This is a genomic window from Streptomyces sp. 184 (assembly GCF_045781775.1).
Taxonomy (GTDB): domain Bacteria; phylum Actinomycetota; class Actinomycetes; order Streptomycetales; family Streptomycetaceae; genus Streptomyces.
In genome coordinates, this window is record NZ_CP123230.1 from 1,722,851 (window position 1) to 1,736,004 (window position 13,154).

Genomic DNA, 13,154 nt, shown 5'->3' on the forward strand with positions numbered 1-13,154 from the left:
TGAGACTGGAATCGCCCCCATCGGTGCACGTGAGGAACGAGGAACGAGGTCGTATGAGCGAGAGGCGTCCGCTGAAGGTGGCGCTCCTGGGCTGCGGGTCCGTCGGCTCCGAGGTCGCGCGCATCATGACGGCGAACGCCGCCGACCTCGCCGCCCGCATCGGCGCCCCCGTCGAGCTGGCCGGCGTCGCGGTGCGGCGCCCGGGTCTGGAGCGGCCGGGGATCCCGGACGAGCTGGTCACCACGGACGCCACGGCGCTGGTCAAACGCGGCGACGTCGACGTCGTCGTCGAACTGATCGGCGGCCTGGAGCCGGCCCGTACGCTCATCACCACCGCCATCGAGCACGGCGCCAGCGTCGTCACCGGCAACAAGGCCCTCCTCGCCGAGGACGGCCCCAGCCTCCACGCCGCCGCCGCCCGGCACGGCGTCGACCTCTACTACGAGGCCGCCGTCGCCGGCGCCATCCCGCTCGTCCGCCCGCTGCGCGAGTCGCTGGCCGGCGACAAGGTCAACCGCGTGCTCGGCATCCTCAACGGCACCACCAACTTCATCCTCGACCGCATGGACACCTCCGGCGCCGGCTACGCCGAGGCGCTGGAGGAGGCCACCGCCCTCGGCTACGCCGAGGCCGACCCCACCGCCGACGTCGAGGGCTACGACGCCGCCGCCAAGGCCGCGATCCTCGCCGGCCTCGCCTTCCACACCCGGGTCCGCCTCGACGACGTACACCGCCAGGGCATCACCGAGATCACCGCCGCCGACCTGGCGTCCGCGACCCGGATGGGCTGTACGGTCAAGCTGCTCGCCATCTGCGAGCGCACCCCCGACGGCAGGTCCGTCACCGCGCGGGTGCACCCCGCGATGATCCCGCGGACGCACCCGCTGGCCTCCGTGCGCGAGGCGTACAACGCCGTCTTCGTCGAGGCCAGCGCGGCCGGGCAGCTCATGTTCTACGGCCCGGGCGCCGGCGGCGCACCCACCGCGAGCGCCGTGCTCGGCGACCTGGTCGCGGTCGGCCGGCACCGGCTCAGCGGCGGCAGCGGGCCGGGGGAGAGCGCGTACGCGCAACTGCCGGTGGCGCCGCCCGACGCCGTCGTCACGCGGTACCACATCAGCCTGGACGTGGCCGACCGGGCGGGCGTGCTCGCCCATGTGGCTGCCGTCTTCGCCGAGCACGACGTGTCCATCGACACGGTCAGGCAGCAGGGCAAGGATGGCGAGGCGTCGCTCGTGGTGGTCACGCACCGGGCGACGGACGCCGCGCTGGCGGCGACGGTCGAGGCGCTTCGGAAGCTGGAGACCGTACGCGGCGTGGCCAGCACCATGCGGGTCGAAGGGGAGTGACGTAAGGAAATGGACGCTGTGATCGACGAGCCCCGACGTGACATGAGCGGCTCCGCCGCGCGGCGGGCACCCCAGTGGCGGGGCGTCATCGAGGAGTACCGCGACCGGCTGCCGGTCGGCGCGGACACCCCGGTGGTGACGCTCCGGGAGGGCGGGACCCCGCTGGTGCCGGCCCAGGTGCTCTCCGAGCGCACGGGCTGCGACGTGCACCTGAAGGTGGAGGGCGCCAACCCCACCGGGTCCTTCAAGGACCGCGGCATGACGATGGCGATGTCCGTGGCGAAGGAGTCCGGCGCCCAGGCCGTCATCTGCGCCTCGACCGGCAACACCTCGGCCTCGGCCGCCGCCTATGCGGTACGGGCCGGGCTGACCTGCGCCGTGCTGGTGCCGCAGGGCAAGATCGCGCTCGGCAAGATGGGCCAGGCGCTGGTGCACGGCGCGCGGATCCTCCAGGTCGACGGCAACTTCGACGACTGCCTGACGCTGGCCCGCGCGCTGAGCGAGAAGTACCCGGTGGCGCTGGTGAACTCCGTCAACCCGGCGCGTATCGAGGGCCAGAAGACCGCCGCCTTCGAGGTCGTGGACGCGCTCGGCGACGCGCCGGACATCCACGTCCTGCCGGTCGGCAACGCCGGCAACATCACTTCGTACTGGAAGGGCTACCGCGAGTACAGCGACGCCTCCTCCCCGCTGGGGGCTCTCGCCACCCGCACCCCGCGGATGTGGGGCTACCAGGCGGCGGGCGCGGCCCCGATCGTGCGCGGCGAGCCGGTGAAGGACCCGAGCACGCTGGCCACGGCCATCCGCATCGGCAACCCCGCCTCGTGGGAGCTGGCCGAGCAGGCGCGCGACGAGTCCGGCGGGCACATCGAGGCGGTCACCGACCGGCAGATCCTGCGGGCGTACAAGCTGCTGGCCGCGCAGGAGGGCGTCTTCGTCGAGCCGGCCTCGGCGGCGAGCGTCGCGGGGCTGCTCCAGGCCGCCGAGCTGGGCATGGTCGACGTCGGCCAGCGAATCGTCTGCACGGTCACCGGCAACGGGCTGAAGGACCCCGACTGGGCGGTCGCCGGCGCGCCGCAGCCCGTCGCCGTGCCGGTCGACGCGGACGTGGCGGCGGAGCGGCTGGGGCTGGCCTGACCGGGGCAGCCCGGCGGCCCGCGCCCGGCCCGCGCGGCCCGGGACGCCCCGCGTACGGCGCGGGCGCACCGGCGTACGGCGCGGGTGGCGGCCCGTACGGCCTGCGCAGACCGCCGTACGGACCCGGCCCCCGGCCCGTACGGGAACGGCGGGCCGGCCGCCTGCCGGGCACGTGCGCGGGCCGCGCATCGAGCGCCTCCTGTGCGCCCTATGTCGCACGGGAACCCACCTTCGATAAGCTGGCGTTGAGCCCGCCGGTCAAGTGTCCCGGGCACCCCCTTTCGATAGTCGCCCGCCCCGCCCGCGCGCGCACGGCGTGCCGCGGGGGCGCCGGTCGGGCACAGTCGTAACCGAGCTGATTTCCCCCACCGCCCGGGAGACCGGGTGAGAGTCACAAGGAGAGTCACGCAAGCGATGGCCGGTCCAGCCTTCCGCGCCGCGCCCGTACGCGTCCGCGTGCCGGCGACCAGCGCCAACCTCGGCCCCGGCTTCGACACGTTCGGGCTGGCCCTCGGGCTCTACGACGACGTGGTGGTCCGGGTCGCCGAGTCCGGGCTGGCCGTCGACATCGCCGGCGAGGGCGCGGAGAACCTCCCGCGGGACGAGTCCCACCTGCTCGTACGGGCCATGCGCAGCGCCTTCGAGGCGCTGGGCGGGCAGCCGCGCGGCCTTGAGGTGGTGTGCGCCAACCGGATTCCGCACGGCCGCGGGCTCGGTTCGTCCGCCGCGGCGATCTGCGCCGGCATCATCGCGGCGCGGGCGGTGACGATAGGCGGCGCCGAGCGCGGGGGCGCCCTCGACTCCGCCCACGACAGAGCGGCGCTGCTGGAGCTGGCGGCGGAGCTGGAGGGCCACCCCGACAACGTCGCGGCGTGTCTGCTCGGCGGCTTCACCCTGGCCTGGACGGACGACGGCACGGGCGGCGCGGGTACGGCGCCCGGGGCCGCGCCCGCCGCGTCGGTACGGGCCATCCGGCTGGAGCCGGCCGGGGGCGTCGTGCCGGTGGTCTTCGTGCCCGGCAACCCGCTGTCCACCGCGGAGGCCCGCGGCCTGCTGCCCCGTACCGTGCCGCACGCGGACGCGGCGCTGACCGCCGCCCGCGCGGCGCTCTTCGTCGAGGCGCTGACCCGGCGCCCCGAGCTGCTGCTCACGGCCACCGAGGACCGGCTCCACCAGGACTACCGCGCGGCAGCGATGCCGGAGAGCACGGCGCTGGTGGCGCGGCTGCGGGCCGACGGCGTGCCCGCGGTGATCTCCGGCGCCGGGCCGACGGTGCTGGCGTTCGCGGAGGACGGCGCGGCCGAGAAGGTCGCCCGTTCGGCGGGCGACGGCTGGGCGGCGAACCGGCTGGCCCTCGACCGGGAGGGGGCGAGCGTGCTGCCGCTGGCCTGACGGCCCGGCGGCGGCCCGTGCCACGCGACGGACGCGGGCACGCGCAGGTCACCGGCCCGCGCGCACCGCCCGCACGACGACCCGCACCACCGATTTGACAACACGGAACCGGCCGCCGGCGCCGGGAGAGGGGGAATGTCTGCGGGATCCGATAGTGTTAACCTCACAGCACCAGCGCACTCCAGTCGTAGGTTCCACACGGCCGTGCTGTGTGCTGGGGTCTCTCCGGGCCGCAGGGCCCGGGGGCAGGTCCCACAAGGGGATTTCCCCAGCGGGGCAGCCTTTCTTCCGGGAGCCTTCCACATTGCCTGAGCAGCCTGCCGGTGCAGTGACGCTCCCGAATCGGCACCGCTGTCGTGCGTGACACCCACCCGAGTGCCTCGCGCCATCAGCATGCCGACCCTGCACAGTCTTCACCGCCTTACGGCGGACTACCGCACCGACGCGGACCCGCAGACGCAGACGCACGGGCCGCAGCCGGAGAGCACGACCGGTCGCCGAGCCAGACAGGCCGACGCACCGCTCCAGGGAAGGACCCTTCGTGAGCGACACCACCGATCTGATGGGCGTCAACGCAGAGAACGCCGCCAGCCCAGCTTCTGGGGGTGCCTCCCAGCAGGAGACTGGGGCAGCTCCCGCAACCACCGCCGGTTCGACCAGGCGCCGTCGCGGCGCCGGCCTGGAGGGCATGGTCCTGGCGGAGCTCCAGCAGATCGCATCCGGCCTCGGGATCCGGGGCACCGCTCGGATGCGCAAGAGCCAGCTCATCGAGGTGATCAAGGAGAGGCAGGGCGCCGACGGCGGCAAGTCCGCCGAGGCCAAGGCGGAGAAGGCCGTCGAGAAGGCCGTCGACAAGGCCGGCAAGGACGCGCAGGCGGACGGCGCGGCGGCGCGGCCGAAGCGCCGGGCCACCTCCCGTGCCCGTACCGGCGAGGCCGAGCAGGCCGACGCCGACGGGCGCAAGGACGAGGGCGCCGACTCGCGGATCGACATTCCCGGCCAGCCCGTCAAGGTGCAGGACTCCGGCGCCGAGCAGAACGGCGGCGAGAAGGCCGACAAGGGTGACAGGGCGGAGAAGGCCGACAGGGCCGACAGGGCCGACAGGGCCGACAAGGCCGAGAAGGGCGGCGACGCCAAGCAGTCGGGCGACGGCGGCCGGCAGAAGGGCGAGCGCCAGGGCGGCGGCGACCGGCAGGGCGGCCGTCGCGACCGGCAGAACCGCCGCAACAAGAGCGACGACGGCGGCGGCCAGGGCGGTGGCGGCGGCCAGCAGAACCAGGGCGGCGGCCGGCAGCAGCAGCAACAGCAGCAGGACGACGACTTCGACGGCGGCCGGCGCGGTCGCAGGGGCCGTTACCGGGACCGGCGCGGGCGGCGCGGGCGCGAGGACTTCAGCGAGCCGCAGATCGCCGAGGACGACGTCCTGATCCCGGTCGCGGGCATCCTCGACATCCTCGACAACTACGCCTTCGTCCGCACCTCCGGCTACCTGCCGGGCCCCAACGACGTGTACGTGTCGCTGGCCCAGGTGCGCAAGAACGGCCTGCGCAAGGGCGACCACGTCACGGGCGCGGTGCGCCAGCCGCGCGACGGCGAGCGCCGGGAGAAGTTCAACGCGCTGGTCCGGCTCGACTCGGTCAACGGCCAGTCGCCGGAACAGAGCCGCGGCCGGGCGGAGTTCGGCAAGCTCACCCCGCTCTACCCGCAGGACCGGCTGCGCCTGGAGAGCGACCCGGGTGCGCTCACCCCGCGGATCATCGACCTGGTCTCGCCCATCGGCAAGGGGCAGCGCGGGCTGATCGTGGCGCCGCCGAAGACCGGCAAGACGATGATCCTCCAGTCCATCGCCAACGCGATCACCACCAACAACCCCGAGTGCCACCTCATGGTCGTCCTCGTCGACGAGCGGCCCGAGGAAGTCACCGACATGCAGCGGTCGGTGAAGGGCGAGGTCATCTCCTCGACCTTCGACCGCCCGGCGGAGGACCACACCACCGTCGCCGAGCTGTCCATCGAGCGCGCCAAGCGGCTCGTCGAGCTGGGCCACGACGTCGTCGTGCTGCTCGACTCGATCACCCGGCTCGGCCGCGCGTACAACCTGGCCGCCCCGGCCTCCGGCCGCATCCTGTCCGGCGGTGTGGACTCCACGGCGCTCTACCCGCCGAAGAAGTTCTTCGGCGCCGCGCGCAACATCGAGGACGGCGGCTCGCTGACCATCCTGGCCACCGCGCTGGTCGAGACCGGCTCGCGGATGGACGAGGTGATCTTCGAGGAGTTCAAGGGCACCGGCAACATGGAGCTGCGGCTGGACCGCAAGCTCTCGGACAAGCGCATCTTCCCCGCGGTCGACGTGGACGCCTCCGGCACCCGCAAGGAGGAGATCCTGATGCGCAGCGACGAGCTGGCCATCGTCTGGAAGCTCCGCCGGGTGCTGCACGCGCTGGACCAGCAGCAGGCGATGGAGCTGCTGCTGGACAAGATGAAGCAGACCAAGAGCAACGCCGAGTTCCTGATGCAGATCCAGAAGACCACGCCCACGCCCAACGGCGACTGATCCGCAACCCGGCGCCGGGCCCACGCGAACCGGTGCAGGTCGGGCACTTTTCGTAGGCAAAAGCCTCCCCTTGGAACGAGGGGAGGCTTTTGCGCGTTCACCAAGACGTGTGTAACCCTTTTAGGTGATCCCTGTCGGGGAATGTGGGGAAAAGTTTGGGTACCCGCGGCGTGTCAGGGACCTGAGCGGCCGAGGTGAGGAACCGATGGCGGAACCGTACGCAGCCGGGGATCCCGGCCGGCGACCCCGCAGTCCCCGCCGCAAGGCGGTCCTCGCCGCCGTCTGGGTCCTCGTCGGCGCCGTGATCCTCGGCGGGGCCGGGCTCGGCTACCTCTACTTCCGCCTCAACGGCAACCTGACCAGCGTCGACCTCGACGCCAAGCTCGGCGGCGACCGGCCCAAGGACCTGCCCGGCGGCTCCATGGACATCCTCGTCCTCGGCTCGGACTCGCGGGCCGGCGAGAACGCCAAGTACGGCCGCGACGGCGGCGGCGCCCGCTCCGACACCGCGATGATCGTCCACGTCTACGAGGACCGGAAGCGCGCCAGCGTCGTCAGCATCCCCCGCGACACCCTCGTGGACCGGCCCGAGTGCCGGCGTGAGGACGGCGACACCGCGCCCGCCGCCGAGCGCGCGATGTTCAACGAGTCGTACTCCGTCGGCGGCCCGGCCTGCACCGTCAAGACCGTGGAGAAGATGACCGGGGTGCGCATGGACCACTTCGTCGAGGTCGACTTCAGCGGCTTCAAGCGGATGGTCGACCAGCTCGGCGGGGTCGAGATCACCACCCGCGAGGACATAGACGACCCCGACAGCCACCTCGACCTCAAGGCCGGCACCCACACCCTGGACGGCGAGCAGGCGCTCGGCCTGGTACGTACCCGCAAGGGCGTCGGCGACGGCAGCGACCTGGGCCGCATAGAGCTCCAGCAGGTCTTCGTGAAGGCGCTGGTGCAGCAGGTCGGCGAGGTCGACCTGCTGACCAGCCCGGCCAAGCTCATCGGGCTCGCCGACACCGCCACCAAGTCGATCACCACCGACAAGGACCTGGGATCGGTGAACGAGCTGCGCCGGCTGGCCGAGAGCCTGGGCGACATAGGCCCGGACGACATGCAGATGGTGACCCTCCCGGTGACGTTCGACGCGCAGGACCGCAACCGGGTGGTGCCGCTGGAGAAGGAGTCCGCGCAGGTCTGGGAGGCGCTGCGGGCCGACCGGCCGATACCGCGGTCCGCGCTGAAGGACACCGCGGGCGGGCAGCCGGGCAGTGACCGCGTGGTCACCGCCCCGCCGCCTGGGCCCGGGGATCTCGCCGAGGTCGCGCCCGGCAGCGGCGCGCAGGCCGCCGGGCGGTGAACGCCGGACGGTGCGCCCCGGGCGGGCGTGCCCGGGAGCGCGGGCCGTGGAATAAAGCGGGCCCAGGACCCGTTTTGGCGTGCACGACCGGTCCTCGTAGACTGGTACGTCGGCCCCGGTTCACGTGACGCATCCGCCGATCGACCCGGAGCCCTCCCGAACCTAGGAGAATCCCTTGAAGCGCGACATCCACCCGGAGTACGTGGAGACCCAGGTGAGCTGCACCTGCGGTAACTCCTTCACCACCCGGAGCACCGTCACCTCCGGCACCATCCGCGCGGACATCTGCTCCGCGTGCCACCCGTTCTACACGGGCAAGCAGAAGATCCTCGACACCGGTGGCCGCGTGGCCCGCTTCGAGGCCCGCTTCGGCAAGCAGGCCGCGGCGAAGAAGTAGCTCGTCCGCGTGCGCCGGGCCGGCCGCCCCGATGAGGGGCGGACCGGGCCGGCGCACGTTTTTCGTCCCGTCCGGCCGCCCGCCGCCCCCGGTCCTGCTACTTCCCCCCTACGGAGCGCCCCACGATGTTCGAGGTCGTCAAGGATCTCATCGGCGAGCACGCCACCCTGGAACAGCAGCTCGCCGACCCCGGCGTGCACGCCGACCAGCGCCGCGCCACCCGGCTCAACAAGCGCTACGCCGAGCTGACCCCGATCATCGCCGCCTACCGCGCCTGGGAGCGCGCCGGCGAGGACGCCGTCGCCGCCCGCGAGCTGGCCGCGGAGGATTCGGACTTCGCCGCCGAGGCCAAGAGCCTGGAGCGCGAGCGCGAGGAGCTGACGGAGCGGCTGCGGCTGCTGCTCGTACCGCGCGATCCCAGCGACGACAAGAACGTCATCCTGGAGGTCAAGGCCGGCGAGGGCGGCGAGGAGTCCGCGCTCTTCGCCGGCGACCTGCTGCGGATGTACCTGCGCTACGCCGAGCGGCAGGGCTGGCGGACGGAGCTGCTGGACGCCAACGAGTCGGACCTCGGCGGCTACAAGGACGTCTCGGTCTCGGTGAAGCTCAAGGGCGCCGCACCCGCAGAACCCGGCCAGGGCGTGTGGGCGCGGCTGAAGTACGAGGGCGGCGTGCACCGCGTGCAGCGGGTGCCGGCCACCGAGTCGCAGGGCCGTATCCACACCTCCGCCGCGGGCGTGCTGGTGCTGCCCGAGGCCGAGGACGTCGACGAGGTCGAGATCGGCCCGGGCGACCTGCGGATCGACGTCTACCGCTCCTCGGGCCCCGGCGGCCAGTCCGTCAACACGACGGACTCCGCGGTACGCATCACGCACCTGCCCACCGGCATCGTGGTCTCCTGCCAGAACGAGAAGAGCCAGCTTCAGAACAGGGAGCAGGCGATGCGTATCCTGCGGGCGAGGCTGCTCGCCGAGGCGCAGGAGGAGGCCGAGAAGGAGGCGGCGGACGCGCGCCGCAGCCAGGTGCGTACCGTGGACCGCTCGGAGCGCATCCGCACGTACAACTTCCCCGAGAACCGGATCTCGGACCACCGGGTCGGTTTCAAGGCGTACAACCTGGACCAGGTGCTCGACGGGGAGTTGGACGCGGTGATCCAGGCATGCGTGGACGCGGACGCCGCGGCCAAGCTCGCGGACGCCGGCTGAGCCCCGCACGGATACGCCCGAGGGACCGGAGGGAACGTGAACCTGCTGCTCGTCGAAGTGGCACAGGCCACGCAGCGGCTCGCCGACGCCGGCGTGCCCTCCCCGCGGTTTGACGCGGAGGAGCTGGCGGCGTACGTGCACGGCGTGCCCCGCGGCGAGTTGCACCGTGTCGCCGACGCCGACTTCGACGCCCGCTACTGGGAGGCCGTCGCCCGCCGTGAGGCCCGCGAGCCGCTCCAGCACATCACCGGCGTCGCCTACTTCCGCTATCTGGAACTCCAGGTCGGCCCCGGTGTCTTCGTGCCGCGGCCGGAGACCGAGTCCGTGGTGGACTGGGCCATAGCGGCCGTGCGCGCGATGGACGTCGTCGAGCCGCTGATCGTCGACCTGTGCACCGGCTCCGGCGCCATCGCGCTGGCCATGGCCCAGGAGGTGCCGCGGGCCGCCGTGCACGCCGTCGAGCTGGAGGAGACGGCGCTCTCCTGGGCGCGCAAGAACGCCGCCCACAACGACGGCGGCGCCCGTGTCGTCCTGCACCACTCGGACGCGCGCACCGCGCTGCCCGAGCTGAACGGCCAGGTCGACCTGGTCATCAGCAACCCGCCGTACATCCCGCTGACCGAGTGGGAGCACGTCGCCCCGGAAGCCCGCGACCACGACCCGCAGGCCGCGCTCTTCTCCGGCGAGGACGGCCTCGACCTCATCCGCGGTCTGGAGGTCGCGGCCCGCCGGCTGCTGCGCCCCGGCGGGGTGGTGGTCGTCGAACACGCCGACACCCAGGGCGGCCAGGTGCCGTGGCTCTTCACCGAGGAACGCGGCTGGGCGGACGCCGCCGACCACCCCGACCTCAACAACCGGCCTCGATTCGCGACCGCCCGCAGGGTCCGTACCTGAGAAGGAGATTGACATGGCACGGCGCTACGACTCCAGCGATGCGGCCGATCGCAGGACCGGGCTGCGCGAGGCCGCGTCGGCAGTCCGCCGCGGCGAGCTGGTCGTCCTGCCCACCGACACGGTCTACGGCATCGGCGCCGACGCCTTCGCCAACGAGGCGGTGGCGTCGCTGCTCGACGCCAAGGGCCGCGGGCGCAGTATGCCCACCCCGGTCCTCATCGGCTCGCCGAACACGCTGCACGGCCTCGTCAAGGACCTCAGCGAGGAGGCGTGGGAGCTGATCGACGCCTTCTGGCCGGGCGCGTTGACCGTCGTCGCCAAGCACCAGCCGTCGCTGACCTGGGACCTGGGCGAGACCCGCGGCACGGTGGCGGTGCGCATGCCGCTGCACCCGGTGGCGCTCGAACTGCTCAAGGAGGTCGGCCCGATGGCCGTCTCCAGCGCCAACCTGACCGGCCACCCCGCCCCGCAGGACTGCGACGCCGCCCAGGAGATGCTGGGCGAGTCGGTCTCGGTGTATCTCGACGGCGGCCCGACGCCGGCCGCGGTGCCGTCATCGATCGTGGACATCACCGGCCGCACGCCGGTGCTGCTGCGCGAGGGCGCGGTGACCGCCGAGCAACTGCGCGAGGTCGCCGGCGGGCTTGAGGTCGCCAGTTGACCGCGCCCGAAGGGCGCACGGGGGACATACAGGGATTCCGTATCCTCCACGTCAGCACCGGCAACGTCTGCCGCTCACCGATCACCGAGCGGCTGACGCGGCATGCCCTCGACGTCCGCCTCGGCGCGCGGCCCGCGGCGGGCATCGCCGTGGAGAGCGCGGGGACCTGGGGGCACGAGGGCGCGCCCATGGAGGCGCACGCGGCGACGGTGCTGCGCGAGGTGGGGGCGGACCCGGACGGGTTCGCGGCGCGGGAGCTGCGCGACGAGCACGTGATCCGGGCGGATCTGGTGCTGACCGCGACCCGGGACCACCGGGCGCAGGTGATCTCCATGGGGCACTCCGCGGGCCTGCGCACGTTCACGCTCAAGGAGTTCGCCCGGCTGGTACGGGCCATAGATTCCGCCACGCTGCCGCCCGCCCGCGAGGGCCCCGTGGCGCGGGCGCACGCGCTGGTGCAGGCCGCCGCGGCGCTGCGCGGCTGGCTGCTGGCGCCCAGCCCGGCGGCGGACGAGGTGTACGACCCGTACGGGGCGCCGGTGCCGTACTTCCGGCGTATCGGCGAGGAGATCGGGCAGGCGCTGGACCCCGTGGTGACGGCGCTCACAGGCGTGCCGGCCGCCGCCTGACGATGGCCGGATGCAACCGGTAGGGCGCCTGGTGGGTCTCACTCTGTACGGGCCCGGACGGGCCTTCGCGTCCGTACCCGGAGAACGGAGGCCCGGGAGCGGGCTAATGTGTGTGGCTGAACGGAACAGCGAAACCTCTGGGGCAGCTTGTGCGTGAATACCTGCTGACGCTGTGCATCGCAGCCGCTGTCACGTATCTGCTGACCGGCCCGGTGCGGAAGTTCGCGATCGCGGCCGGCGCGATGCCGGAAATCCGGGACCGTGACGTGCACAGCGAGCCGACGCCGAGACTCGGCGGCATCGCCATGTTCGGCGGCATGTGCGCCGCGCTGCTCGTCGCGTCGCAGTTGCAGGCGTTCGAGCGGGTCTTCGAGCTGAACGAACCCAAGGCGCTGCTGTCCGGTGCCGCGCTGATCTGGCTGATCGGCGTGCTGGACGACAAGTGGGGCGTGGACGCCCTGCTGAAGCTCGGCGCCCAGATGATCGCCGCGGGCGTCATGGTGCTCCAGGGCCTGACGATCCTGTGGATCCCGGTCCCGGGCGTGGGCACGGTGGTGCTGACGCCGATGCAGGGCACGCTGCTGACCGTCGCGCTCGTCGTCATCTCGATCAACGCCGTCAACTTCGTGGACGGCCTCGACGGGCTGGCCGCCGGCATGGTGGGCATCGCCTCGGCGGCGTTCTTCATCTACGCGTACCGCATCTGGTTCGGCTACGGCATCGAGGCCGCCGCCCCAGCCGCGCTCTTCTCCGCCGTGCTGCTGGGCATGTGCGTCGGCTTCCTGCCGCACAACGTGCACCCGGCCCGGATCTTCATGGGCGACTCCGGCTCGATGCTGCTGGGTCTGGTGCTGGCCGCCGGCGCCATCTCCATCACGGGGCAGGTGGATCCGGACGCGCTGAAGGTCTTCGCGGGCAGCGAGAAGCAGGCGGTGCGCTCGACGGTGCCGGTGTTCATCCCGCTGGTGCTGCCGCTGACGATCCTGGCGATCCCGATGCTGGACCTGGTGCTCGCCGTCGTACGGCGCACGTGGCGCGGGCAGTCGCCGTTCGCGGCCGACCGCGGTCATCTCCACCACCGGCTGCTGGAGATGGGCCACTCGCACATGCGGGCCGTGCTGCTCATGTACTTCTGGTCGGCGCTGGTCGCGTTCGGGATGGTGGCCTTCTCGGTGCAGGCCGAGAACGTCTGGGTGGTGCTGGTGGCGGTCGGGTTGAGCGCCGCGGGGCTCGTGTTGCTGCTGCTGCCGCGGTTCGCCCCGAAGACGCCGTCGTGGGCCAACAGGCTCGTACCGCCGCGCTACCGGCGCCCGGACGACGCCGCCGACGGGTCGGGCGAAGGGCCCGACGACGGGTCGGACGACGAGCGGGGCGACGGTACGGGGCCGCAGGACGGCCCGGCGCCGGCCGGCGGGGCCGCGAGGAACGGTGCGAACGGGGCGGGCGGCGCACCGGGTTCACAGGAGCACGAACTCGTCCCCGCGGGCATCAGCGGGTCGACGGCGGTGGGGGAGCGCTCGCGGTGGCGCCGGGCCGGACATTGACCCTTTACCAGGCATATCTCCAGGTGAGCGGGATGACG

The 13,154-nt window shown here is 72.8% G+C and carries 11 protein-coding genes; all 11 read left to right on the plus strand.

From position 1 onward, the window contains the following. Positions 1–53 precede the first annotated feature (53 nt). The 11 genes from QBL21_RS07510 (at position 54) to QBL21_RS07560 (ending at position 13,116) form a co-directional block, all read left to right on the plus strand. Positions 54–1,346, plus strand: a complete 1,293-nt coding sequence (locus QBL21_RS07510; RefSeq protein WP_407561213.1) for a homoserine dehydrogenase — start codon at positions 54–56, stop codon at positions 1,344–1,346. Positions 1,347–1,388: 42 nt separating this feature from the next. Then, positions 1,389–2,483 carry a threonine synthase gene (thrC, locus tag QBL21_RS07515; RefSeq protein ID WP_407566336.1) on the plus strand — a complete coding sequence of 365 codons (1,095 nt, stop codon included), beginning with the start codon at positions 1,389–1,391 and terminating at the stop codon, positions 2,481–2,483. A gap of 414 nt (positions 2,484–2,897) precedes the next feature. Then, entirely contained in the window at positions 2,898–3,875 is a 978-nt protein-coding gene (thrB, locus tag QBL21_RS07520) for a homoserine kinase (protein WP_407561214.1), read from the plus strand. 541 nt (positions 3,876–4,416) lie between these two features. Continuing rightward, the gene (gene rho / locus QBL21_RS07525) at positions 4,417–6,429 is read left to right on the plus strand and encodes a transcription termination factor Rho (protein ID WP_407561215.1); all 2,013 of its coding nucleotides are present in this window, start codon (positions 4,417–4,419) and stop codon (positions 6,427–6,429) included. Between the two features lie 205 nt (positions 6,430–6,634). After that, positions 6,635–7,786, plus strand: coding sequence for an LCP family protein (locus QBL21_RS07530; RefSeq protein WP_407561216.1), 1,152 nt, complete (start codon positions 6,635–6,637; stop codon positions 7,784–7,786). Positions 7,787–7,961: 175 nt separating this feature from the next. Next, positions 7,962–8,183, plus strand: a complete 222-nt coding sequence (rpmE, locus tag QBL21_RS07535; protein ID WP_018840095.1) for a 50S ribosomal protein L31 — start codon at positions 7,962–7,964, stop codon at positions 8,181–8,183. A gap of 125 nt (positions 8,184–8,308) precedes the next feature. Next, on the plus strand, positions 8,309–9,388 hold the full coding sequence (prfA, locus tag QBL21_RS07540) for a peptide chain release factor 1 (protein WP_407561217.1): 1,080 nt from the start codon (positions 8,309–8,311) through the stop codon (positions 9,386–9,388). A 36-nt stretch (positions 9,389–9,424) separates the two neighbouring features. Next, positions 9,425–10,282, plus strand: a complete 858-nt coding sequence (gene prmC, locus QBL21_RS07545) for a peptide chain release factor N(5)-glutamine methyltransferase (RefSeq protein WP_407561218.1) — start codon at positions 9,425–9,427, stop codon at positions 10,280–10,282. 13 nt (positions 10,283–10,295) lie between these two features. Next, positions 10,296–10,943 (plus strand): L-threonylcarbamoyladenylate synthase, encoded by a 648-nt coding sequence (locus tag QBL21_RS07550; RefSeq protein WP_407561219.1) that lies wholly within the window; start codon positions 10,296–10,298, stop codon positions 10,941–10,943. After that, positions 10,940–11,572 (plus strand): protein-tyrosine-phosphatase, encoded by a 633-nt coding sequence (locus QBL21_RS07555; protein ID WP_407561220.1) that lies wholly within the window; start codon positions 10,940–10,942, stop codon positions 11,570–11,572. The genes QBL21_RS07550 and QBL21_RS07555 overlap by 4 nt, the downstream gene beginning before the upstream one ends. Positions 11,573–11,721: 149 nt before the next feature. Continuing rightward, a complete protein-coding gene (locus tag QBL21_RS07560; protein WP_407561221.1) occupies positions 11,722–13,116 on the plus strand; it encodes an MraY family glycosyltransferase in 1,395 nt (464 codons plus the stop codon). Positions 13,117–13,154: the final 38 nt, after the last annotated feature.

Coding starts and splice junctions, on each gene's coding strand:
- QBL21_RS07510 (WP_407561213.1), top strand. CDS start 54: ATGAGCGAGAGGCGTCCGCTGAAGGTGGCGCTCCTGGGCTGCGGGTCC.
- thrC (WP_407566336.1), top strand. CDS start 1,389: ATGAGCGGCTCCGCCGCGCGGCGGGCACCCCAGTGGCGGGGCGTCATC.
- thrB (WP_407561214.1), top strand. CDS start 2,898: ATGGCCGGTCCAGCCTTCCGCGCCGCGCCCGTACGCGTCCGCGTGCCG.
- QBL21_RS07530 (WP_407561216.1), top strand. CDS start 6,635: ATGGCGGAACCGTACGCAGCCGGGGATCCCGGCCGGCGACCCCGCAGT.
- prfA (WP_407561217.1), top strand. CDS start 8,309: ATGTTCGAGGTCGTCAAGGATCTCATCGGCGAGCACGCCACCCTGGAA.
- QBL21_RS07550 (WP_407561219.1), top strand. CDS start 10,296: ATGGCACGGCGCTACGACTCCAGCGATGCGGCCGATCGCAGGACCGGG.